A 23133-nucleotide genomic window follows, 5' to 3' on the forward strand; every position below is an offset into this window, starting at 1 on the left:
ATTGGGAGCAAACTGGGAGCACATGATCGTCATCCCTCCCTGGGATGATGCGTCGGGGTCGCGGGGGCTCGGTGTTACCGCAGCCAAGTCCCTGCCCGCCTGGTCGGGGCGCCGCAAAGCGGGTGTTCAGCTGCGCCCTGGGGTTTGCGCGGCGACGCGGGCCGGAAGTGCCGAGCGGCTCGCTGGGCTCATAACCCAGAGGTCGCAGGTTCAAATCCTGTCCCCGCTACAACTGAAAGTGCAGGTCAGAGCCCCGCCCCCAAATCATGGGGGCGGGGTTTTTGATCTCCTTCCGGGCACAGTCCGGGCAGACGAAACACCACGAGGCGACACGGGATAGCAGGTTGTCGATCTTCGCTGTATCTGTTATCGGTTGGACGTCGAACCTCCTCTATGTCAGGGGAAGCTTGTGTGCCATCCAGAGGGCATCCTTGAACTCAAGTCAATCGATGTTATAGTGGCGGCAGTCCGAGCCTGGTCGAGCGACGCTATGCCCCGGCTGCCACGTTATTCGCTCTACGCTGACCGGTTCCGGCCGTACCGGCGGATACGCGGTAGCCCCGGATCAGCTGACCTTGGTCTCGAGTTAGGCCGCGCAGCCCCCGCTCGATGACGCTGGCCAGAGCTCAACTCGTCCCCGCCGTGAGCCTGTCCGAAATTTGGCTCTGGCTCACTTCCGGCTATGCAATCAGGGAAGAGTCCGTGTCCGTGTCGGACGGGCGGTATGAGATCGACGTCTCCGCGTCACGCAAATGCTTCCCGACCGCGAAGAACGAGGTCGGCCTCGATCACTACCAGGCCCGCCGCTACGACGCCTGGTACCAGCACACAACGCTGGTTATGGTGGCCCACCCCTACCTCGCCGTCACCGCGCCCACGCCGAGAAGGGGCTCCGAAACTCGGAGCCCCGAGCCCGATCAGCCCGCCGAGTACGCCGACGTCCCCGCCGGCCGGCGGCAAAGGCCAGCGGTAAGGAGGTAGGGACGGCGGAGCGATCGGGAGCCGGCGAGGTTTGAACGTCTGGACGCCACGGGCCGGTATCGGAGCCGCGCAGCGGTGTGCTCAGCCATACGATCAGCTGGCGCCGGCGGATCGCGATGCGCTCGATACGGCTGGCGAAGCGAGTTCTCCGACCGGGATCTCGTCGGCTGAGCCAAACGTCACGTGTTCGCTGCGGCCCTGGTTTGGGTGCCTCGCTGCCCCCGGGATTTCCTAGGTCGTGCTCCGCGAAACTGGCGGGGACAGGTTTCTACCGCGCAATCCCCCACGGGCAGGGCTCGGGTGGACCTCCGCTGCCCAGGCGGCGCCACGCCGGGGCGGGAGTACGGCGGCGATTGGCGACTGTTCAGAGGGTGTCGTACGACAGTTCCGCGTCCGAGTCAGTCCGCTCTGCTTGGTTGCGGAATCGGGCCGGCAAGTGGTCCGGGTGCGGCCAGGCCGGCCCGGATCACCTGGTAGACGTGCCGCATGAGATCCCCGTCGGCGCGGAAACGTCGCATCGACTGCAGACCGACGATCAGGGTCTTGATGTCGGCGGCCTCCAGATCGGGGCGAACCGTACCGGCCCTCTGCGCCTGCGCGAGGAGTTCCGCGACGGTTCCCATGAACTCGCGCTCGGCGTCCGGCATGGCCTTCGTCAGGTCGAAGCTGGTCCCCGCCAGTGCGTCCGCGAACCCGAGATCGGTCGCGCCCTGTTCGGCCATCTGGAGCAGGAATGCGTGCAGCCCCTCGCCCGGGTCGGTCTCCGCCTGGGCGCGGGCCCGTTCGACGACCTGGTGCATCCGGTCGGCCACGATTGCCTGAAGTAACGACTCCTTGGTCGGAAAGTGCCGGTACACGGTACCCGCGCCCACGCCGGCCCGCCGGGCGATCTCGTCGATCGGGACACCCGCACCTTCCTCGGCGAAGGTCTCGTAGGCGACCTGCAGTACTCGTGCCCGGTTGCGGGCCGCGTCCGCGCGTAGTGGCCGGGTTTTCTCCGTCAATGGTCCTCCTGGTAAACGGGGCGTACGTTCCGCTAAGCTCAATCGGAACGTGCGCCCCGATTGTAACTGGAGGAAAGCATGCCGCGATCCGAGTGGACTGGCGACGACGTACCGGACCAACACGGCCGGGTAGCTGTAATCACCGGCGGCAACAGCGGCATTGGCTTCGAGACGGCCAAGCTGCTCGCCTCGCGCGGCGCCGCGGTCGTACTCGGCGCACGGGACGTCGACAAGGGCAAACGGGCCGCGACCCGAATCGCCGCCGACATCCCGGGAGCCAACGTCACGGTGCTGCACCTCGATTTGGCGTCACTGGCCTCGGTCCGAGCCGCAGCCGACCAACTCCGCGCCACCCACACCGGCATCGACCTGCTAATCAACAACGCCGGCGTGATGCGCACCCCGCGCGGGCTCACCGCAGACGGCTTCGAACTGCACTTCGGGACCAACCACCTGGGTCACTTCGCACTCACCGGGCTGTTGCTCGACATGATGCTGGCGGTTCCGCACTCCCGCGTGGTCACCGTCAGCAGCGCAGACCACCGGCGGGGCGGTGCCATCAACCTCGACGACCCGAACTGGAACACCCGCGAGTACCACCGAGTCACCGCGTACGCCCACTCCAAGGTGGCGAACCTGATGTTCACCTACGAACTTCAGCGCAGGCTGTCCGGTCGCAGCCACACCATCGCCACCGCCGCGCATCCCGGCGGCTCGGACACGGAGGGATCCAGGACGGCGACCGCGCAGTTCTCGGCATTCCTCCGGATGGCGTTCACCATGGCGATCCGACCACTGATGCTCCAGAACGCCGAGATGGGCGCGCTTCCCACGCTACGTGCCGCGACCGACCCGACCGTTGCGGGCGGCGAGTACTACGGCCCGGGTGGGTTCCTTGAGAGCAAGGGATACCCGAAGGTGGTCCGATCGAGTGCGCCGTCTCACGACGAAATTGGCCAGCGACGGCTGTGGACAATTTCCGAAGAGCTGACCGGCGTCGCCTTCCCGGTGTGACCCGACACCGGGCCGGACCAGCCGGATTGTCCGGGCGTGAACCGCTTGGCGCCGCAGAGCCGACCACGCCCGCGAACCGACCCGGATACCGTGCCTTACGGGAGAATCGTTGCGCACCCGCCCGGAACCCGGTACCGGCTTTCTCCAGTGTTTCAGCCGATGCGTGGGTTCCGGGCGCGGATGAACCTGCGTCGAGTCAGTTCCTCGTGACGTTGGCGGCGACGACCGGGTCAGTGCACGAGGAGCGGGGTGACCCCGTCGGCGGGATCCCCGCCGGCTCCGTCCGCCGGGGCCGTGCTGTCCGACGGGCGGACGCGTACGAGCGCGATCGCGACGAGCGCGGCGAGGATCAGGATGGCTACGGCCCACCAGATGGCGGTGGCGTAGCCGTGCACGATCGCCTGGTCGGCCGTGCCGGGGTCGCCGGCGTGGTCGAGGAGCCAGGTTGCGGTCGCGCTGGCCGCGATCGTGTTGAGCAGGGCGGTGCCGATCGAGGCGCCGACCTGCTGCGATGTGTTGATCATCGCGGATGCGATACCGGCGTCATGGGGTCGCAGTCCGTGGGTGGCGAGGCTCATCGCGGGTAGGAACGCCGTCCCGGTGCCGAGGCCGAGCAGGATCTGACTGGGCAGGATCAGGGCCGGATAGGAGCTGTCCACCTCCATCTGGGTGAGCAGCAGCAGGCCGACCGCAGCGGTCAGGAAGCTCCCGCCCATGAGTATCTGGGGTGGGACGCGGCGGCTGAGCCAGGTCCCGATCACGGTCGGGCCGATGATCATCGCGGCGATCATGGGCAGGAAGCCCAGCCCGGTGCGGACCGGCGACCATGCCTGCACGACCTGTAGGTAGTAGGTCAGGAAGAGGAAGAGGCCGAACATGCCGATGATGGAGAGGCCGATCGACAGGTAGACGCCGGCTCGGGTGCGCTCGGTGAGTACCCGCAGCGGTAGCAGCGGGTTGGGCACTCTCGCCTCCACGAACACGAACGCGAGCAGCGCAATGGCGGCCGTGAGGAACGAACCGAGGGTCCAGCCGGCGGTCCAGCCGTCAGCCTCGGCCCGGGTGAAGCCGTAGACGAGGGCGATCAGGCCGGTGGTCGCGAGCACCGCCCCGGGGATGTCCAGGCGGTTCCGGTTGCGAGAACCGATCGTGTCCCGGACGGTGAGGATCGCGCCGATCGCGGCCCCGAGAGCGAACGGGATGTTGATGTAGAGCGACCAACGCCAGTCCAGGTATTCGGTGAGGACACCACCGAGGATCAGCCCGACCCCGCCGCCGGCCGCGGAGATCGCCCCGAACGCGGCGTACGCCCGAGCCCGTTCCTTCGCTTCGGTGAAGGTCACCGAGAGCAGTGCCAACGCGGCCGGGGCGAGGAGTGCGGCGAACACACCCTGCAGGGAGCGGGCGGCGAGCAGCATGCCGGTGTTGGTCGCCAGGCCGCCGAGTGTCGAGGCGGCGGCGAACCCGAGCAGCCCGATCAGGAAGATCCGTTTGCGGCCGGCGACGTCCGCGAGCCGGCCACCGAGGAGCAGCAGGCCTCCGAAAGCGAGGGTGTAGGCGGTGATCACCCATTGCCGGTTGCCGTCGGAGATGCCCAATTCGTGCTGTGCCGAGGGAAGCGCGATGTTCACCACCGTCGCGTCCAGGGCGACCATCAGCTGGGCCAGCGATATGAAGATCAACGCCAACCAGCGGCGAGGATTGACGTGGACCGGGTCGGACATGGATTACCCCTATACGCGTTCTGGTTGCGGACGAAGTAACTGGCGGGAAGGAGTGACCGCTCGTCCCGCGGCTTGACGCAGTTCCCTGGTCGGACAGGGCGGATGTGCGTGCCAGATGCGCGCGGAAGTGTCGCGGGTGGCGATGCGAAGGCCCCTTGCCGAGGCCGATCGGCGCACGGCGACGGCCCGCCCGAGAATGTCCGGACGGGAGGAATCCGGGCGATGGCCAGCGGCGAAGATGGCTGCCGGAGGCTACGACCCGAGTGCTATGGCGATGCCGATCTTGAGATTGCGTCGCCCGAGGAGCAGGTCAAACAAGAACACCAGTCGGACGATGGGGAAGCGGCGCGCCATGAGTCGGCGTACCTGGGCGGTCTCGGCCCGGTCCAGCAGCCGCGCCCTGCCCTCAACGGTCAGCGCGCCGGCGGCGATCCGGCCGTTCATGTCGCATGGCGTCACCTCGACGGAGGGGTTGTTGCGGATCCGCTTGACCTTTCCGCTGTCGCGCTGGGTGAGCACGAACAGTTCCCCGCCGTGGGCGACGACCCCTACCGGGGTGGGGACCGGTCGTCCGTCGCGGCGGTAGGTGGTCACGGTGGCGTAGCGGGTGCGGGTGATCTGGTCGGGCACGGTCATGCCGGCCTCGCGGCAGTTCGACGGTCCAGCCAGCCGGCCGCCGCGATGGCGGCGGCGCCGAGCGCCTCCCACGCGGCAGCGTTGAGGAAGGCCCTGGGCGCGCGGCCGGTGGCGGCGAGCCCGGCCAGGCCACCGGCCATCAGCATCCGGCGTGCCATGACGTACGTGGGAAAGCCGGGCCATCTCTTCGCGGCACCCGTCAGGTAGGCCCCGCCCTCGCCGATCGCGGCGAACGAACTGCTGCCCAGCACGGCTGGGGTGTAGTCACCCGGTCCACGCTCGGCCGGATCCCCGAAACCGGACAGGCGCAGTTGGCGATCCGGACTGACCGCCCCGAGGATGCCGAGGGCCCCGCCGAGGACGCCCAGCGTGGTCAGCGTCCAATAGGTGGCCTTGCCTTGTCCTGCGTTCATCTGCTTTCTCCTGTCATTCCGGTAGGTGTTCGGCCCGTCACGACCGGCCGGCCGTGACGGGGAAGTCGACCCCGGTCAGTTCCTGTGACCGCGTCCAGAGGCGGGCTGCCAGGTCCGGGTCCAGGTCGACCTGGGGCGGTTGGAGCGGGACGGGGAGGCCGACGCCGCGGCGGGCCGGACCGTAGTACTGCCCGCCTTCGGCGTCGGGGTCGACGGTGGCGCGGACGGCCACCCGGGCGGACCGGTGCTTGCCCTGCGCGAGCGGGGTGAGTAGCCGTCCGGCGATCCGGGCGAGCGGGGTGGGTTCGTTGATTCCGGCCCGTCGTGGGCTGGCGCCGTCGAGGCCGAGGCCGGGGTGAACCACGATTGACCGGACTCCACTGTCGGCGTGACGCAGCCGGCGGTCGAGTTCGAAGCCGAACATCTGGACGGCGTGCTTCGACCGGACGTACGCCTGCCGTGGGTTGTAGGACCGCTCGCTGAGCAGATCGTCGAGATCGAACCCCGCCCGTCTGGTCATGATGCTGCCGACCGACACGACCCGGCTGCCCGGCGTCGCCGCCAGGACCGGCAGGGACAGCGCGGTGAGAGCGAAGTGCCCGAGGTGGTTGGTCCCCACGGCGAGTTCCAGGCCCTGCCTCGTAGTCGTGCGCTGCCGGCCCGGGGCACTGATCCCGGCGTTCTCGATCAGGCCGTCGAGCCGGTCCAGCGCCGTCAGGGCGGCGGCGGCCGACGCGACCGAGTCCAGGTCGGCCAGGTCCAGCGGGATCGTGGCGATTTCGGCGGCCGGGATTTCGCGACGGATCGCCTCCACCGCCGCGCCCAACCGCTGCGGGCTGCGACCGAGAATCACCACACGCCCTCCCGCCGCGGCGAGCTGTTCGGCGACGAAGTAACCGATCCCGGCGTTGCCACCAGTGACCGCGTACGTCCGGCCGCCCAGGTCGGGCAAGGCCTCCGGATTCCAGGGCACAACATCCTCCAACGAAACGGTAGTGGCATCTCCGTTTCAAACGGTAGCGCTAAAGTGGTGATCCCGCCACCACTTCGATCGGAGGTACCAGCCATGCGGACTCCCCGCCGGGACCAACTCCGCAACCGACAGCGGCTGATAGCCGCCGCCCGCGAGGCCTTCGCCGAGCACGGCCCGGAGACCGCGCTCGAGGAGATCGCCCGCCGGGCCGGCGTCGGGACCACGACGCTCTACCGGCACTTCCCCGAAAAGGAGGGCCTGATCGAGGCGGTCCTCGACGACCTCGTCGCCGCGGTACGACACAACGCTGAACGCGCCATGCGAGACAACGACCCGGTTGGCACCTTCCGTGCGGTATTCACCCAGAGCTGCGACATGTCCGAGCAGGAGGTGGCGACCTTTGCCCGGCTCGCCGGCGCCGGCGACCGCGCCGACGAACACGCCCAGCGCCTCATCACCGCCGTGGTCGGCCCCGCCACCGACCGGCTGCGCGCCGCCGGTGGTCTACGCGCCGGCATCACCGCCGAGGACATCGCCACCTTCGTCCGTATGACCCTCACCGCCGACAGCGACGAAGCCCGTGCGAAGGCCATCCAGGTCATGCTTGACGGCCTGATCCAGACAAGCACCACTACCAACGACTGATCGCGCGGCGCTCGGTCGCCCCAGTGCCGACCGCAAGTAACGGGCGGACTGTTCGGCGCTCTACCAACGACTGATCGCGCGGCGCTCGGTCGCCCCGCCACCTGGCGGGTAATTACCGCCATGTGGCGCTCGATCACACCGATGGGGGCCGCCATGCTGGTGGGAGCGGTTACGCCCGTGATCGCTGTCAATCCGCGGAGGCAGATGTATGACCACCACCCGGGCTCTTCCACCCCCGTTCGACCCGGAACTCGGCGCCACACTCGCGGCCATGGCCGACTTCCTCCCACCAGCGGTGACACCGGACTTGATCCCGGCCCTGCGCGAGCGTGGCGCCGGGCCACGGGCCACCGACGACGATCTGCGGCGCGACGGCCGGTTCGAGATCGAGGAGCGGGCCGTACCCGGCCTGGACGGTGATCCGGACATCTCGCTGCTGATCTTCCGGCCCACCGCTCCCACCGGCACCCTGGGCTGCCTGTACCACGTCCACGGCGGCGGCATGTTCCTCGGCGACAACCGCTCCGGCGTGCCGGAGATGCTGCTCGACTGGGCGGAGGAGTTCAACCTCGTCGTGGTTTCGGTCGAATACCGGCTCGCTCCGGAGACCCAGCACCCCGGACCGGTCAACGACTGTTACGCCGGGCTGCTCTGGACCGCCGAGCACGCCGGCGAGCTCGGTTTCGACCCGGACCGGCTGATCATCGGCGGGGCCAGCGCGGGTGGCGGACTGGCCGCCGCGGTCGCCCTGATGGTCCGCGACCGGGGCGGCCCGGCGCTGCTCGGGCAGATGCTGATCTACCCGATGCTGGACGACCGCAACAACACCCCGTCCGCGCTGCAGATGGCCGGTCTGGGCATCTGGGACTACACCGCCAACCAGACAGGCTGGGGAGCGCTGCTCGGCGACGCGGCGGGCGGGCCGGACGTTTCGCCGTACGCCGCACCGGCGCGTGCCGAGGACCTCTCCGGGCTGCCGCCCGCCTTCATCGAGGTGGGCAGCGCCGAGACCTTCCGGGACGAGGACGTGGCGTACGCGAGCCGGATCTGGCAGGCCGGCGGGCAGGCTGAACTGCACGTCTGGCCGGGCGCCTTCCACGGTTTCGACATGACGATGCCGACCGCGCAGATCTCCCGGGACGCGAAGCGAGCACGGGTTGCCTGGCTCAACCGGCTGTTCAACGCATAGCCTCAGCTGATGAACGAACTGGCCGTCCGGCTCGCCGCGCTGGACGCGGACGCGGGTGCCGCGCTGCAGGTCATCGCCTACTTCGACAGTTTGGTGGAGGCACGCGCCGGCCTGCAGAGCATCGTCCGTGGGGCGGCCGTGCTGGCCGGTTGCCCGGCCCGGCTGGACGACGACGCCCGCCGGGTGCACATCCGGATGCTGCCGGACGGGATCGCCGCCCCGCTGCCGGGCCCGGCCGACGGGAGCTGGCCCGGCCAGCCGGTCGGCACGGCGATGCTGCGGCTGGAACGCGCCGGGGCGCCCGGTCCGGTGGACGCGATGGTGCTGGAACGGGCGGCGGGCGCCGCCGGCGCTGTGCTGGACCGCACCCGCGGCCGGGCCCCGGCCACCGACCCGGCGGCGGTCGAGCTGGTCGTGGACGCGTCCGCGCCCGCCGACGTACGCCTGCAGGCGGCCCGCCGGCTGGGACTGCCCGTGGACGGCACGGCGTACGCGATGGCCCTGGCCTCGGGCGAGTCCCGGCTGGCGGCGGCCGGCACACCGCCACCCACCACCCGGGCCGGGATCGGTCCGGCGGTGCCGTTGCTGCACCTGCCCGATTCCCACCGGGCGGCCCGGACAGCGTTGCGCTTCGCGGCCGAAGGCACCGACGAGGACCCCGGCGAGACGTTGTTGCACTTCGAGGAGCTGGGCGCGCTGGCTGTGCTCGCCGCTGTACCCGACCCGGCCGGGGTGCCGGACGTGCGGGCGCTGGAACACGCGGCGGGCGGCGCGTCCTGGGTCCTGACCACGCTGCACGCGGTGGCGTCGACCGCCAGCCTGCGCGCGGCGGCGACCGTGTTGCGCCTGCACCATTCGACGCTGCAGGACCGGATCGGGCACGCGGAGCACCTGCTCGGCTGGAGTGTGCGGGAGCCGCAGGGCCGGTTGCGTCTGCAGCTGGCGCTGACCCTTCGACGCCTGCACCGCCACCCGTCCTGACGGAAGCATCCCTACCGCCGGTGGCCGCCTGCTCCGGGTGGTGCTGTTCGGTGTCGGCCATGTCGCCGGCGAGGACGGAGCGGATCCAGGCCGGGTAATCGGCCCGATGGCCGGCGGGGTCCAGGCGGGTGACGCGGCGCTACCGCAAACCGCCCCGGCCCGATGGCCGGGGCGGAAAACCGTGCGGCGCGGCCGGCCGCGCCCGTGGCCCGAGCGCGGCGATCGGACACGTGTGGTGCTACTCCGTGAGGGTGATGGCCAGTGCCGGGCATACGGCTGCCGCGTGGCGGACGTCGTCGGCGAGTTCCTCCGGTGGGTTGGGGTTGAGCAGTATGACGACGCCGTCCTCGTCGCGCTGGTCGAACACGGCCGTCGCGGTCGACACGCACTGTCCGGACGTGACGCACCTGTCCTGGTCGATGGTTACCTTCATGGGATCCTCCGGAAGAACGGTCACCAGGTCACGGGTAGCTCGTACACGCCGTACACCGAGCCGTCGTGCTTGAACGGGACCTCGTCCAGCTCGACCGCCAGCCGCAGCGTGGGAATACGCCGGTACAGCGTGCTGTACACGACCTGGAGCTCCATCCGTGCCAGTGGCTGCCCCAGGCACTGGTGCACTCCGAAGCCGAATGCCAGGTGCCGGCGGGCGTCCCGCTGGATGTCCAGCCGGTCGGGGTGGGGGAAGACGTCCGGGTCGCGGTTCGCGATGTCGTTGGCCAGGATGATGCCCTCACCGGCACGGATGGTCTCGCCCGCGATCTCGATGTCCTCGAGTGCGACCCGGCGTCGCCCGTTGTGCGTGATGTGCAGGTACCGCAGGAGTTCCTCGACCGCGCCGGCGACGAGCTTCAGGTCGTTCGACTCGCGTAGCAGCGCCAACTGGTCGGGGTGCTCCAGCAGGGCCAGCGTGCCGAGCGCGATCATGTTCGCGGTGGTCTCGTGCCCGGCGATCAGCATGAGTACGCCGATCTGGGCCGCGTCCGGTCGGGTCAGTTCCCCGGTCCTGATCCGCTCGGTGAGCCCGGACAGCAGGTCCTCGCCGGGGTTGGCGAGCTTCTCGCCGATCAGCTCGTCCAGGTACGCGAAGAGCCGGCCAGCAGCGTCCCGCCGCTGCTCCGGTGCCGCGTCCCGGTTGATCATAGTGCTGCTGTGCTCCTGGAAGAAGTCGTGGTCCGCGTACGGCACCCCGAGCAGTTGGCAGATCACCAGCGACGTCATCGGAAGCGCGAACGCCGACACGAGGTCCACCGGCTTCGGGCCGGTCAGCATCTCGTCGATCAGGTCGTCCACGACCTGCTGTACGCCCGGCCGCATGGCCTCGACCCGCTTGATGGTGAAGGGTGCGGTCACCATGCGACGCAGTCGGGCGTGCTCGGGGTCGTCCATGAGGACGAAGCTGATGGGCGCGTCGCTGATGGGCGCCGGACTCGGGTAACCGGGGCGGGTGATGTCGGCGCTGACCCTCGGATCGGCCAGCAGTTCCCGCTGGTCCGCGTACCGGGTCACCAACCATGGTGTGGTGCCGTCCCACAGTCGAACCCGCGCCAGCGGGGTCCGCTCCCGCAGCGCCTGCATGGTCGGCGGCGGGTCGAACGGGCACTTCGCCGCCCTGGCTGCCGGGAACTGCGGCGCTTCGGTCGAATCGAGGGTGCTGGTCATGACGTTCCTTCCACGAGTGCCGAAGCGCCGAGGAGTTCCTGTCGGCGCAGGCGGGCTTGTTTGGGCATGTTCCAACCGAGGACGCCGGTGACCCGGCCGTCCCGGCGGTACAGCGCGACGAAACGGCGGTCCGCCACCGCGCCGTCCACAACCGACGCCTCGGCGTCCGGTGACAGCACCCCGTGCACCTGGATCCTGGCGTCGTACTGTTCGGTCCAGTAGTAGGGCACGGGGGTGTAGGGGCGGTCCTCGCCGAGGATGGTGGTGGCGACGGCGACCGCCTGCTCGGTGGCGTTGGTCCGGTTCTCCAGCCGCAGCGACACGTCGAGCTGTTCGTGATGCCAGCGGGCCATGTCACCGGCGGCGTAGATTCCGTCCGCCGCCCGAGATCGGGAGTCGCACACCAGCCCGTTCTCCAGCCGGAGCCCGCTGCCGACAAGCCATTCCGTCGCCGGTACGGCGCGAACGCCACCACGACGACGTCCGCCGGCAGCACCTCGCCGTTCTCCAGGCACACGCCGGTGACCGACCCGTCCCGCCCGGCGAGCCCGGTGGCCGCGGCGCCGAGCCGCAGCTCGACCCCGTGCTCGGTGTGCAGGTCCGCGAGCAGCCCTGCGGCCAGCGGGCCGACCTGCATCGCCAGCGGCGCCGACTGGGGACCGGCCATGGTGACCGGGAGGCCCATCCCGCGCACGGTGGCGGCGATCTCCGCACCGAGCACGCCGTCTCCGACGACCACGACCCGCGAGCAGCGCAGCAGGTCCTGCCGGAGCGCCAGCGCGTTGTCGAGCGTGCGTAGCACGTGCACGCCCGCCAGGTCGTCCTGGCCGGGCAGGGTTCGAGGCCGCAGCCCGGTGGCCACCACGATCGCTTCCGCCGTCAGCGTGCGCCCGGCGGCGGTGTGGACGGTGCGGGTCGCGGTGTCCAAACCGACCGCCGGGTCACCGACGATGAACTCCGCGTCCAGGGCCGACAGCGCTGCCGGTGGCCGCAGTTGAGCCCGATCCGCCTGCCAACTGCCGGCGAGGATCTGTTTGGACAGCGGTGGCCGGTCGTAGGGCGCGTGCGGCTCGGCTCCCAGCACCGTCAGTTGGCCCCGGTAACCTCCGCGACGCAAGGCTTCCACGGTGCCGAGGCCGGCGGCCGAGGCGCCGACCACCAGCACGTTGTCGGGGATGCTCCGGGTTCGACGGTTTGCTGCCAGAGCTCCGTTCACGGTTCTTCGCTCACCCAGATCGCGGCCGCCGGGCAGACGCTGGCGGCTTCGCGGATGATTCCGTGCAGTTGCTCGGTTGGCTGCGCGTCGAGCAGGACCACGATCCCGTCCTCGTCCCGCTGGTCGAACACGTCCGGCGCGAGCATCACGCACGTGCCGGCGCCGCAGCATTTGTCCTGGTCCACGGTCACCTTCACGGTTCCTCCTGTCCTTCGTCCGGGTGGGTCGTGATCGGTGCCAACCACAGCCCGACGAGTGCGTCGATCAGCCCGTTCGCGGCGTCGTGCCAACTCGCCCGGGGGGTGGGGGTGCCATCGGCCAGGGCGCGCTCACGCTCGGCGAAACTGTGCACCAGCAGTTGCCGGGACATGTCAGTTCGCTCGGCGCGTACGTCGGCCGGCAGTTCGGGAAGGCAGTTGTTCAGCCCGTCCATGATCCGTACCAGCGACGGTGACGAGACGTACTCCTCGATCATGATCGAGCGCAGCGAGGGGTCGGTCATCACCTGCGCGGCGAACCGGCCGTGCCAGGTGGGGCTGCCCACCGCGGCCAGGTGATCGGTGACCGGCCGGACCAGGCAGGCGATCCAGTCCCGGATGTCCACGCCGTGGCCGATCCTGGCCACCATCCGCTGGCGGTTCTCCTCGATCGGCGCGGAGTGCTTGCGCGCGATCGCGCGCACCAGGTCGGCCTTGGTGCCGAAGTGGTAGCCGACCGCCGTGTTGTTGCCCTGCCCGGCGGCCTCGCTGACCTGCCGGTTGGACACGGCGAGCACCCCGTGCTCGGCGAACAGTCGCTCCGCCACCGTCATGATCAGCTCCCGGGTCGCGTGCACCCGCTCCGCCCGAGACGTTCTGCCGGCGTCATTGCCGGCGTCGTTGCCGGCGGTCTTGCTCGGCATCACCATCGCACCGGCAGTTCCCGAAGCCCGCCGATGAGGAGCCCCTCGACCCGACGCAGGTCGTCCACTCCGACGGCGAGTTCCAGCGTGGGCAGCTTGCGCAGCAGCACGTCGAGCACCGCCCGTAGTTCGGTTCGGGCCAGCGGCTGCCCGAGGCACGCGTGCGCGCCGGCACCGAAGGCAAGGTGCGGATTCGGGCTGCGACGCAGGTTCATCTCGTCGGCGCCGTCGAACACGCGCTCGTCACGGTTGGCCGAGGCCATGCTGCACACCGCGGTGGTGCCGCTCGGCAGCACGGTCCCGGCGATCTCCACGTCCTCGGTGAGGTACCGCGGCATGCCGAAGCCCGCGTTGGCGTCCAGCCGCAGTGTCTCCTCCACAGCAGTACGCACCAGCGACCGGTCGGCCAGCAGCGCCTCCCAACGCCGCCGGTCGACGAGCAGCATCGCGACCATCTTGCCGATCATGTTCGAGGTGGTCTCGTGCCCGGCCATCAGTAGGCCGATGCCAGTCTGCACCAGGACCCCGTCCGACAACCGCTCGCCGTCGGCATCGGTGTCCGTGATGAGAGCACTGAGCAGGTCCTCACCCGGTTCTGCCCGCTTGGAGGCCACGTGTCCGGCCATGTAGCTGCCGAACTCCGCCTGCGCCGCCCCCATCTCCGCCTGGCTGTGGCGGGTCATGCTGTGCATCAGGTCGGACCAGTGGCCGAAGCGGTCCCGATCGGAGTCCGGCACACCGAGCATGTCGCAGATCACCCAGACCGGCAGCGGAAACCCGAGGGTGGCCTTGAGATCGGCCGGCGCCCCCCCGCTCGGTCATCTCGTCGACAAGCTGTTCGGCCATTGCCTCGACCCTCGGCCGCAGCGCGTCCATCCGCCTGGCGGTGAACCACTTGCCGACCATGCGTCGCCACTTCAGGTGCGCCTGTCCGTGCTGGGGCAGCACCGTCGCCATCTCACTGTTGAACAACCCACCCGACTCGACATCGGCGACCCTGGCCCCACCATCGGTCGTCGGCCGGGTGAACCGTGGATCGCTCAACACCCGTTTGACGTCCTCATAGCGCGTGACCAGCGCCGCCTCATCCCCGCTGGGCAGTGTGACCCAAGCCACCGGGCACTGCTCGCGTAACCGGGCCCACTCCGCCGGCGGCTCCATCGTTGCTTGACTGGAGAACGGGTAGCGCAATCCCTGCTCCACCTCACCCTGAGCCATCGCGACACCTTCCCGATGGTGTTTGTTGACTCACAGCGTGCCGTCATTCCTGTCTTAAGTCAATCAACTGCCTTAATCTGTGGTGCCGGCCCGCGTGGGGCCAGCCATGGGGGCCGGACTCGAGGAGAGATGTCCATGAAGCTGACCATGGTCGACCCAGAGCTACGCCGCGCCGTCGCGCGGACCCCGCGGCTACCGCTCGGTCAGACGTGGGGACGGCGCGTGGTGCGCGCGCTGGTCCGCCGGAGCGGGTCGGGCAAGCCCGTCGAGGGCGTCGAGATCGAAACGGTCGACCATGGCGCGGGCCTGCGCACGTACATTCCTGCCGGTGGCGGTTCGGGGGCGGCGCTGCTGTGGGTGCACGGCGGCGGGTATGTCATCGGCGATGTCGTCCAGGACGAGGCCTTCTGTGCCGCGACAGCCCGCGAACTCGGTGTTGCCGTGGTCTCGACGAACTACCGCCTCGCCCCTGAATACCCTTTCCCGGCCGCGCTCGATGACGCCTTCGCCGCCTGGCAGTGGTTGCAGCAATCGGCCGGGTCCCTCGGCATCGAGCAGGAACGCATTGCCGTCGGGGGTGCAAGCGCCGGTGCCGGTCTGGCCGCCTGTCTGGTGCAGCGGCTGCACGATGCCGGCGGCGCCCAGCCGGTCGCACAGTGGTTGTTCGCTCCGATGCTCGACGACCGCACCGCCGCGCGTCGTGAGCTCGACCAGTTGCGGCATCGGATATGGAACAACGCCGCGAACCGGGTCGGATGGGGCGCCTACCTCGGCGTCGATCCTGGAGGCTCGCGGACGCCCGACTACGCGGTCGCGGCCCGCCGCGCCGATCTCCGTGGTCTGCCACCGGCCTGGATCAGCGTAGGTGACATCGACCTGTTCGCTAACGAGAACCACGACTATTCGCAGCGCCTACGCGACGCGGGCGTGGACTGTGTACTCGACGTTGTCCCTGGCGCTCCACACGGCTTCGAGTCGTGGGCTCCCGACTCGAGTGTGGCCCGCGCGCTGCTGGAGCGCAGCCGCGCCTGGTTGGGAGCACGGCTGGCGGGCGCGGGCTTGTATCAGGGTTGATCAGAGCCGTTCGTTGATCGCCGTGAGGTAGATGGGCGTCGTGACGCACGGTGAGCTTTCCGAACGGGTGGCCACAGCACGGCTGCGTTCGAGCCGGTTGACGGCGCACTCCACCGCGTGGCGTTGCTGGTAGACCACCCTCCATGTCAACGGCAGCGCATCCCCTCACGCCGGGCTCGTCGGTGCAGTCGCAGCTCAGGACGCGGCGTGGCATGAGCCGCGACAAACTGGCCCCGGACGGACCGCGCGACATACAGGTCCTTCCGGAACACTGAGTCAATCTCTGGGGGAACTCCGGCACGGCAGCCAGACGCCTTCAAGCTCTGCGGCCCATCTCGCAGCCATCACGGGGACGGATCACGTGAACGTCAGCAATACCATTCCGGCCTCGAACGCCGACGTGTCATGCCAACGGGAAACCCTGACGCGAACGTTAGGAGATTGCTGAGCGTGACCATGGCTCGGCTCACACGAGCCGGTGAGCGTAGAGCGCGCGTGTAGTGCGTATCGCTCGGCGGATACTGTGGGTAACTTGGCGATTACCGCTAACCGGGGCATAACGTGCAGGGCATGACCGATCTGATGCCCTCGGTGGGTTACCGCCGGAACCTTCCTGTCAGCGATCCGGAAAGTCTCGTCGACGTCGAACTTCCGGTGCCCCTGCCGGGACCGAACGACCTGTTGGTCCGGGTCGAGGCGGTGTCGGTGAACCCGGCCGACACCAAGGTCCGGGCGAACGTCGCTCCGGCCGACGGCGAGGTCAAGGTGCTCGGCTTCGACGCGGCCGGCGTGGTGGTCGGTGTGGGGTCCGGGGTGACCCGGTTCGTGGTCGGCGACGAGGTCTACTACGCCGGCTCGGTCGGCCGTCCGGGCAGCAACGCCCGGTTCCACGCGGTCGACGAACACGTGGTCGGGCACAAGCCGGAGACGCTCACCTTCGCCGAGGCGGCGGCCCTGCCGCTGACCACCATCACCGCCTGGGAGACCCTGTTCGACTCGTTCGCCCTGGGCAAGGGGAGCACCGGCACGCTGCTGGTACTCGGGGCGGCCGGGGGCGTCGGCTCGATGGTGATCCAGTTGGCGCGGGCCCTCACCGATGTCACCGTCGTCGCCACCGCCTCCCGGCCCGAGTCCCGCCGGTGGGCGGAGGATCTCGGCGCTCACCACGTGGTCGACCACCGGGACCTGGTCGCCTCGGTCGGCGCGGTCGCCCCGGCCGGGGTCGACTACCTGATCAGCCCGTTCACCGCAGGCAACATCGAGCGGTACGCCGAGATCGTCCGTCCCCGGGGGCACATCGTCGCCATCGACGAGCCGGAGGGCCTGGAGTTGCTGCCGCTCAAGGCCAAGAGCATCAGCTGGCACTGGGAGTTCATGTTCACCCGGCCGCTGTTCCTACCGACCGACCCGACCCAGCACGATCTGCTGGAGCAGACCGCGCGGCTGGTCGACCAGGGCCGGATCCGTACGACGCTCACGACGCAGCTCGGCCCGATCAACGCGGCCAACCTGCGCCGCGCCCACGAACTGGTGGAAAGCTCCGCGACCATCGGCAAGGTGGTCGTCGCCGGCTTCGACCGCTGAGGCGGATCCGGCGCGGCCTATTGGACTGCACAGGTCGCGCCGGGCCACCAACCAAGCGGTCTTGCACGACTACCTCCGGACGGTTCGGCCGCAGATGGAGACATCGAGGGAGTGCCTGCGGCCATACCCGGTCGGGTGCTCAGCCCGCCTGCGTCATCGGTGGTACGCAGCACCACCTTGGCCAACTGGACCCGCGAGTTCACGCCGAGCTTGCCGAACACGGCGCGGAGCGGGAGGTGATCGCGCTGGGGGAGAGGAACAGCTCGGCGGAGGCGGACTTGTTCGTGTGCCCGTCGCCACCAGCCGTGCCACCCGGCGCTCGGTGGTGGTGAGCGCCGCCCAGCCGGTCTCGGGTCGCCGTCCCGTCGTCGGCCGCCGCGCCCGTCGGACCTTGGCGACCGGCGCCCTCGCGCCGCAGGTCTCGAACACCTGCTCGACCCGCTGAAGTGCGGCGACGCCGCCGGTCAGGTCGCCGGCGGACAGCGCGACGCGACGTACTCGGCCTCGGATCACGCCAGCAGCGCACGTGGCGACTGCCGCAACAGTGCGACCGCCGGCGCCAGGTGGCCGCCGCCGAGCCCGTGGAGCCAGCGCCGCCGCACCCCGCGATACCGGCCACTCCGGGATTGCGAGCGGCGAGATCGGCGAGGGCTGCGCTCGCCACCCGTAAGGTGGCCGCATCCCTGCACCGGACCGCCGCGCAGGCCCGTCTGCACGAGCAGATCCTCCCGCCACGGCGGCAGCACCTCCGCCTCGATCTCCCGAGCAGGGTCGCGGCGGCGCGGCGCTTCCCTTCCGCGACGGCGAGCAGCGACCGGCGCGGACGAGGCCTATTACGAGTTACGTAGGCGGATCGGGGTCGCGCCGACCGGGACACGGACAATCTGGTACGGCGGGATGCGGTCGTCGGCGTTGCCGTTGAAAAGCGGGGCGCGTGGCAGTTGGTTGAGGCTGACGTACAGATGGCCGTCTGCGGCCAGCGAGAGGGTGTCCGGCCACAGCGCACCGGGTGCGTGCAGCACCGTGGACCACGACCCATCGGCGGCGAGCCTCAGTACGGCGCTGTGCTCGTAGGCGGTGACATAAAGGTTCCCGGAGGCGTCCGACTCGATGCCGTCGGAAGCCCCCTTGTCACCGTGGTCAACAATCTGCTCGGCCACCTTGTCGTCACCGAGTTCACGGTCGATCAGGGCGGCTGTCGGGACGCTGTAGAGTCTGCGGCTCGACAGCGCGCAGTAGTAGAGCCGGTCGCCGGTGCTGTTGAACGCGATGCCGTCAGCGCCAACGGTGTATCCCTCGTGTACAACGCCTTGCACGATCGCGCGGAAGCCGTCTTCGGCGTGGGTGCTGGCGTGCCCGCGCAGCTTGGCCCAACTGTCGCCCGTGGCAAGGTCGATGACGATCAGGGCACCCTCGGCCTGCGAGTCGGTGACGTACGCGTACCCGGCGACGCCTCGTGACAGGTCGAAGCGGACGTCGTTGAGGTAGCTCGTCGGGGTCAGCGCGTCGGTCGAGGGTCGGATGACGCGCAGGACGGTGTTGTTGTCCAGGTCGATCTCGACCAGTTTGGGGCCGCCCTCGACCCATGGGGCCCATGCCAGGCTGCCGGTGTCGAGGGCCCACAGGTGCCCGTCCGGGGCGACCACGACGCTCTGGACTGACACCAGCAGTTCGTCGTTGACCTGCTGGCTCGGGTACGGGGTGGGCTTGCCATCGATGATCTCCGCGACTGTGTATGGCACCGGGTCGCCCCAGCGTGGCACGGAAATGAAGACCCGGCCCGAGTCCGCGACGGTGACGCCGGTCGCCATCAGGTCATCCAGGTCTGCGACGAGCTCGAAGTCGGCGGCGACCCATGCTCCCAGGGGTCCTGCGGTCATTGGTGCGCTCCTCGTCTCGGCGGATGGCTGAGCGGTGGTACTTGATCGACGACGCGCCGCAGACTTCGTGCCCCGGCACTGTCTCTCGCGTCTCGCCTCGCGCGACGACGGTCGACCGAATCCGTGCCGGCGAGCCTCGTCGTTCATGTCGTGCGGTGCGATCGCCCGGGTGTGTGGGCGCCGCAGAGGGGCAGCCCGGTCGTTCTATGCCCCGAACCAGGGTGTGATGACCGCGCGGGCGAGCGTGTGGCCCGCCATGTTGAAACCGAGGAAGGCTGGCGTGGTGTCCTTGTCGACACCCAGGGTTTCGACATCGAGCGCGTGCACGGCGATGAAGTAGTCGTGTCGGCCGCTGCCCGGCGGCGGTGCCGCGCCGATGTAGCGACGCATACGCGCGTCGTTGGCCATCTGCCATGCATTGCCGGGCATCTCCGCGCCATCCGCGCCAGCGCCGGTGGCGAACGACACGACACTCACCGGGATGTCCGCCACGGCCCAGTGCCAGAAACCGCTGCCGGTGGGGGCGGTCGGGTCGTAGACGGTCACGACGAAACTCTTGGCGGCTGTGGGGAAGCCGCTCCAGCTCAGCTGGGGCGATACGTCTTCGCCGCCGGATCCGAATACCCCGCTGGCATGCGCCGACGGCATCTCCTCGCCGGCCCTGACGTCGGCGCTCGTCAAGGTGAACGAAGGCACCTTGGCGATCATGTCGTAGGGAGTGTCCATCGGCTCCTCTTTCGGCGACTCCGGGAAGCGGTTTTGGCAATCGCGCGCCCTGGTTTGCGTACCCTGACCTCGCTCGGCCATTGCGTCATAGCGGCACATCGCCGCGGATGTCTGCCATCGTAGGCGCACTCGAACTAACGCGTTGCCACTTCGTGCTCTTGATAACTTCGAGTAATTTGAGCAGTGGGAGATGTTTCGAAGGGCCTTGATTTCGTCGTTATCAAAGTGCTTCCGATGGCTGGGGGGGTATCATTCGGGACCTTAATGAGCCGACTACCAGGGCTCTCGATTCCGGTGGTCCGGCGACATCTGGCTCCGTGTGCTCCTCTCGTGTGAGACTTTTGACTGGTCCGACGGGCCTGGATGCTGGCCGAAGGTACGGAGGTTTACGCGACATGCTTGCTGTATGCATGGACCGCTACGGAGGCCCCGAGGTGCTCCAACTGGTGGAGCTGGCGAAACCTACACCGCAGCCGACCGAAGTGCTCGTGGAGGTTCGCGCTGCGGGCATCAATCCGGCTGACGTGAAACAGCGTCAGGGGCAGGGTCCACTTTCATCCTTTCCCATGATTCTCGGCTGGGATGTCGCGGGTGTGGTGGCCGAGATCGGACTCGGGGTCACCATTTTCTCGCCGGGCGACGAGGTTTATGGCATGCCGTGGTTCCCGCGGCAAGCCGCTGGTTACGCGGAGTACGTCACCGCACCCTCGCGCCAGTTCGCCCCGAAGCCACCGTCCCTGTCGTTTGCCGAGGCGGCTGCGTTGCCGTTGGCCGGGCTCGCCGCGTGGCAGCTGGTGACGGACACAATTCACCTGGACGCGGGTCAGCGGTTGTTGATCCACGGTGCCGCCGGCCACGTAGGCGCATTGGCCGTACAGGTCGCGAAGGCTCGCGGCGCACACGTCATCGGGGTGGCCAAAGGCAGTGACCACGACCGATTACGAGCGTTGGGCGCGGACGAGATCGTCGACTACACCTCAGTCCGGTTCGAGGATGTGACCGATCCGGTCGACGCGGTACTCGACTTCGTCGGCCGCGACTACACGGCGCGTTCCGTGCCGCTCGTGAACCGCGACGGAGTAGTTGTCCAGGTGCCGTCCCCTCCCGCCAGCGACGATGTCCGTGGCGGTGCGGCCGCGGGTGTTCGGGTGACGGGCTTCCTCGTCGAACCGGACCATTCCAGTTTGTTGGCGTTGACCGACCTCGTCGAGCGCGGCCGGCTCTCGGTCGAGGTGGGCGCGGTGGTGCCGCTCGGTGAGGCGGCGCGAGCGCACGAGATGGTGGAGAGTGGCAAGGTGAAGAACAAGGTCATACTGTCGCCGGACGTCTGAGGTATGGGTCCCGCCCAGCTAAGCCGCGTGCCGGCGTCAGGGCGGTCCGCCCCAGGGCAGCTTGGGTGTGCTGGCGAGCTTGGCGTGGTAGTCGGCGGCCGACGTTTCCCGCCCCCACTGCGGCATTCCGGGAGGAAGGTCCCGTACGCCGGTGATCACCTCGATGAGGGTCAGCCGGTCGGGAGAACCGTCGAGACCGGCCAGAATCCCCGCCAACTCACCCTCGGTGCGTGCAAGGTGTGCGGCGAAGGCCGTGTCCCGGGCGAACACCGCAGGCAGATCGGTGTACCGCCAGTTGTCGACGTCGTTGTAGGACTGATACGGCCCGTCGACCGCCCGCTCGACGGTGTAGCCGCCGTTGTTGACCACCACGATGATCGGGCGGTGATTGCAGGCGAGCATCCGGCTGATTTCCTGCACCGTCAGTTGCAGCGACCCGTCGCCGGTGACCAGCACCGTCCGTCGGCCGGGCGCAGCCACCTGGGCACCGAAGGCGGCCGGGGTGGCGTAGCCGATCGAGCCCCAGATCGGTGCCGCCAGGACGGTGGTCCCGGCCGGCAGCCGCATGTTGGCGGCGCCGAAGGACGAGGTGCCGGTCTCCGGGGCGAAGATGTCCCCCGCACACAGCATCCCCTGTATCGCCGGCCAGAGTCGCGCCTGGCGGATCGGTTCGTCGCTGGTCGGATCCAGCCCGGGCGGTTCGTCCGTGAGGGCAGGGTTGCGCGGCCAGCCGGCGGTACGGTCCGGAGCGATCTCGTGCAGGCAGTTCAGGGCAGCCGGTAGGGCGACCGGGGCGAAACGGGTGCCGGCGACCACTGCGGCGTCCCGGTGCAGGGTGATGATCCGGCTCGGATGGAGATCGGCGGTGAACAGTCCGTCCCAGTCGAAGAAGGTGGTGCCGACGCAGACCAGCGCGTCGGCGCCCTCGACGACCTCGCGGACCGGGTCGGCGCTGTCGCCGCCGTTGTAGATCCCGACGTACTGGGGGTCGGATTCGTCGAGTAGTCCCCGCCCGAGCGCCTGCGCGGCGACCGGCCAGTTCCGCTCGGTCGCCAGGGCGGTGACGGTGGGGCCGAGGTTGTAGCGGATGGGTAGGTTGCCGACGAGCAGTGCCGGCCGCTCGGCAGCGGCGAGCAGCCGCCGAGCGGCTGCGGCGAAGGCGTCGAGCTGCGCGGGTGCTACGACAGGGCCGGGTCGGCTGAAACGTTGCCTCGGCCGTGCCACCGGGGCGCGGGTCGCATCGCCGGGCAGCCGGACGTACACCGGGCCTTGCCGTGACCAGCACTCGGTGAGCACCCGGTCGATCTCCCCCAGGGCGTTTTCGGCGGTCAGCGTAGTCTGGGCGACGGTCACTTCACGCGCCATCCGTACCCAGCGCTCGAAGTCGCCATCGGCGAGCGAGTGGTGCATGGACGTACGCTGCCGCATGATATCCAGGGTCGGGCCACCGACGATCGAGACGATGGGCACCGACTCGGCCATGGCGCCGGCGAGCGCGTTGACCGCCGACAACTCGCCCGGACCGAACGTGGTGAGGATCGCGGCCACGCCAGCGAGCCTGGCGTACCCGTCGGCGCTGTAGCCGGCGTTGAGTTCGTTGCAGCTGCCGACCCAATCAATTCCGTCGAACGCCTCGACCTGGTCGAGGAAATCCATGTTGTAGTCGCCGGGTAGCCCGAAGATGTGGCGTATGCCCAGGTCGTGGAGGCGACTGAGTAGCAGCTCGCCAACCGCCATCGTGTCGCCGCTGCCGTTGCCCACCGCTGCCCCTCGTCGCCCAGCAGGCCGCACGACGGCCGCACCCAACACCATATCCACCGTTTACCCGAATTACAGCTCTATGTACGGATGTCAGGCACGGGGCCGTTCGCGTCGGCGCCCGGCCGGCCGATCAGGCCGGCTGCTGCTCCGGGTGGGAACCTGGAGTCCCGGTTCGGCGAGTTCGTACGGCCCGGGCGGCGGCGATGACGTTCGGGTCCGG

The 23133-nt window shown here is 69.3% G+C and carries 21 protein-coding genes, 1 tRNA gene and 2 pseudogenes; 9 read left to right on the forward strand and 15 right to left on the reverse strand.

Translation table 11 applies throughout. The annotated features are described in order from the left end of the window. The first annotated feature begins 155 nt into the window (after positions 1 to 155). Both OG792_RS08395 and OG792_RS08400 read left to right on the forward strand, forming a co-directional pair. A tRNA-Met gene (locus tag OG792_RS08395) sits at positions 156 to 229 on the forward strand. Positions 230 to 753: 524 nt separating this feature from the next. After that, positions 754 to 981 (forward strand): annotated as a pseudogene (locus OG792_RS08400) (IS701 family transposase); the annotation flags it as partial. 398 nt (positions 982 to 1379) lie between these two features. Here the strand turns inward: OG792_RS08400 and OG792_RS08405 are convergent. Then, a complete protein-coding gene (locus tag OG792_RS08405) occupies positions 1380 to 1985 on the reverse strand; it encodes a helix-turn-helix domain-containing protein (RefSeq protein WP_329108660.1) in 606 nt (201 codons plus the stop codon). A 78-nt stretch (positions 1986 to 2063) separates the two neighbouring features. On the opposite strand from OG792_RS08405, the gene OG792_RS08410 reads away from it, so the two are divergent. Further along, positions 2064 to 2999, forward strand: a complete 936-nt coding sequence (locus OG792_RS08410; protein ID WP_329108661.1) for an oxidoreductase — start codon at positions 2064 to 2066, stop codon at positions 2997 to 2999. A 230-nt stretch (positions 3000 to 3229) separates the two neighbouring features. Here the strand turns inward: OG792_RS08410 and OG792_RS08415 are convergent, their stop codons facing one another. From OG792_RS08415 to OG792_RS08430, 4 genes are all read right to left on the reverse strand, one after another. Next, positions 3230 to 4723: an MFS transporter gene (locus tag OG792_RS08415; RefSeq protein ID WP_329108662.1), complete on the reverse strand. Its 1494-nt coding sequence runs from the start codon at positions 4721 to 4723 to the stop codon at positions 3230 to 3232. A gap of 252 nt (positions 4724 to 4975) precedes the next feature. Further along, positions 4976 to 5359 (reverse strand): PPOX class F420-dependent oxidoreductase, encoded by a 384-nt coding sequence (locus OG792_RS08420; RefSeq protein ID WP_329108663.1) that lies wholly within the window; start codon positions 5357 to 5359, stop codon positions 4976 to 4978. After that, the gene (locus OG792_RS08425; protein ID WP_329108664.1) at positions 5356 to 5772 is read right to left on the reverse strand and encodes a hypothetical protein; all 417 of its coding nucleotides are present in this window, start codon (positions 5770 to 5772) and stop codon (positions 5356 to 5358) included. Before OG792_RS08425 ends, OG792_RS08420 begins: the two co-directional genes overlap by 4 nt. 37 nt (positions 5773 to 5809) lie before the next feature. After that, entirely contained in the window at positions 5810 to 6745 is a 936-nt protein-coding gene (locus tag OG792_RS08430; RefSeq protein WP_329108665.1) for an SDR family NAD(P)-dependent oxidoreductase, read from the reverse strand. A gap of 93 nt (positions 6746 to 6838) precedes the next feature. Here OG792_RS08430 and OG792_RS08435 point away from each other — a divergent pair, with 93 nt between their 5' ends. From OG792_RS08435 to OG792_RS08445, 3 genes are all read left to right on the forward strand, one after another. Further along, positions 6839 to 7390 (forward strand): TetR/AcrR family transcriptional regulator, encoded by a 552-nt coding sequence (locus OG792_RS08435; protein WP_329108666.1) that lies wholly within the window; start codon positions 6839 to 6841, stop codon positions 7388 to 7390. Between the two features lie 208 nt (positions 7391 to 7598). Continuing rightward, entirely contained in the window at positions 7599 to 8579 is a 981-nt protein-coding gene (locus OG792_RS08440) for an alpha/beta hydrolase (protein ID WP_329108667.1), read from the forward strand. Between the two features lie 9 nt (positions 8580 to 8588). After that, positions 8589 to 9560: a helix-turn-helix domain-containing protein gene (locus OG792_RS08445; RefSeq protein WP_329108668.1), complete on the forward strand. Its 972-nt coding sequence runs from the start codon at positions 8589 to 8591 to the stop codon at positions 9558 to 9560. A 238-nt stretch (positions 9561 to 9798) separates the two neighbouring features. Here OG792_RS08445 and OG792_RS08450 read toward each other — a convergent pair whose 3' ends face one another. From OG792_RS08450 to OG792_RS08475, 7 genes and pseudogenes are all read right to left on the reverse strand, one after another. Continuing rightward, positions 9799 to 9993 (reverse strand): ferredoxin, encoded by a 195-nt coding sequence (locus OG792_RS08450; RefSeq protein ID WP_329108669.1) that lies wholly within the window; start codon positions 9991 to 9993, stop codon positions 9799 to 9801. 20 nt (positions 9994 to 10013) lie between these two features. Next, positions 10014 to 11222, reverse strand: a complete 1209-nt coding sequence (locus OG792_RS08455) for a cytochrome P450 (RefSeq protein WP_329108670.1) — start codon at positions 11220 to 11222, stop codon at positions 10014 to 10016. Then, complete coding sequence (locus OG792_RS08460; protein WP_329108671.1) at positions 11219 to 11626, reverse strand: oxidoreductase C-terminal domain-containing protein; 408 nt, start codon at positions 11624 to 11626, stop codon at positions 11219 to 11221. Before OG792_RS08460 ends, OG792_RS08455 begins: the two co-directional genes overlap by 4 nt. A gap of 71 nt (positions 11627 to 11697) precedes the next feature. Beyond that, positions 11698 to 12438 (reverse strand): annotated as a pseudogene (locus OG792_RS34630) (NAD(P)/FAD-dependent oxidoreductase); the annotation flags it as partial. Then, positions 12435 to 12635 carry a ferredoxin gene (locus OG792_RS08465; RefSeq protein WP_329108672.1) on the reverse strand — a complete coding sequence of 67 codons (201 nt, stop codon included), beginning with the start codon at positions 12633 to 12635 and terminating at the stop codon, positions 12435 to 12437. The pseudogene OG792_RS34630 and the gene OG792_RS08465, both read right to left, overlap by 4 nt. Beyond that, positions 12632 to 13339 (reverse strand): TetR/AcrR family transcriptional regulator, encoded by a 708-nt coding sequence (locus OG792_RS08470; RefSeq protein ID WP_329108673.1) that lies wholly within the window; start codon positions 13337 to 13339, stop codon positions 12632 to 12634. Before OG792_RS08470 ends, OG792_RS08465 begins: the two co-directional genes overlap by 4 nt. Beyond that, the gene (locus OG792_RS08475; protein WP_329108674.1) at positions 13339 to 14085 is read right to left on the reverse strand and encodes a cytochrome P450; all 747 of its coding nucleotides are present in this window, start codon (positions 14083 to 14085) and stop codon (positions 13339 to 13341) included. Before OG792_RS08475 ends, OG792_RS08470 begins: the two co-directional genes overlap by 1 nt. A gap of 607 nt (positions 14086 to 14692) precedes the next feature. Here OG792_RS08475 and OG792_RS08480 point away from each other — a divergent pair. Together OG792_RS08480 and OG792_RS08485 are read left to right on the forward strand one after the other, a co-directional pair. Beyond that, positions 14693 to 15631 (forward strand): alpha/beta hydrolase, encoded by a 939-nt coding sequence (locus OG792_RS08480; protein ID WP_329108675.1) that lies wholly within the window; start codon positions 14693 to 14695, stop codon positions 15629 to 15631. A gap of 570 nt (positions 15632 to 16201) precedes the next feature. Further along, positions 16202 to 17215: a zinc-binding alcohol dehydrogenase family protein gene (locus OG792_RS08485; RefSeq protein ID WP_329108676.1), complete on the forward strand. Its 1014-nt coding sequence runs from the start codon at positions 16202 to 16204 to the stop codon at positions 17213 to 17215. A gap of 833 nt (positions 17216 to 18048) precedes the next feature. On the opposite strand, the gene OG792_RS08490 is transcribed toward OG792_RS08485, so the two are convergent. Both OG792_RS08490 and OG792_RS08495 read right to left on the reverse strand, forming a co-directional pair. After that, positions 18049 to 19095, reverse strand: coding sequence for an SMP-30/gluconolactonase/LRE family protein (locus tag OG792_RS08490; protein ID WP_329108677.1), 1047 nt, complete (start codon positions 19093 to 19095; stop codon positions 18049 to 18051). Positions 19096 to 19299: 204 nt separating this feature from the next. Further along, positions 19300 to 19821 carry a YbhB/YbcL family Raf kinase inhibitor-like protein gene (locus OG792_RS08495; protein WP_329108678.1) on the reverse strand — a complete coding sequence of 174 codons (522 nt, stop codon included), beginning with the start codon at positions 19819 to 19821 and terminating at the stop codon, positions 19300 to 19302. A gap of 410 nt (positions 19822 to 20231) precedes the next feature. On the opposite strand from OG792_RS08495, the gene OG792_RS08500 reads away from it, so the two are divergent. Further along, positions 20232 to 21152: an NADP-dependent oxidoreductase gene (locus tag OG792_RS08500; protein ID WP_329108679.1), complete on the forward strand. Its 921-nt coding sequence runs from the start codon at positions 20232 to 20234 to the stop codon at positions 21150 to 21152. Between the two features lie 36 nt (positions 21153 to 21188). Here the strand turns inward: OG792_RS08500 and OG792_RS08505 are convergent, their stop codons facing one another. Beyond that, a complete protein-coding gene (locus OG792_RS08505) occupies positions 21189 to 22889 on the reverse strand; it encodes an alpha-keto acid decarboxylase family protein (RefSeq protein ID WP_329111160.1) in 1701 nt (566 codons plus the stop codon). Positions 22890 to 23133: the final 244 nt, after the last annotated feature.

The sequence above is a fragment of the Micromonospora sp. NBC_01699 genome, from assembly GCF_036250065.1.
In the GTDB taxonomy this organism is placed as follows: Bacteria; Actinomycetota; Actinomycetes; order Mycobacteriales; family Micromonosporaceae; genus Micromonospora_G.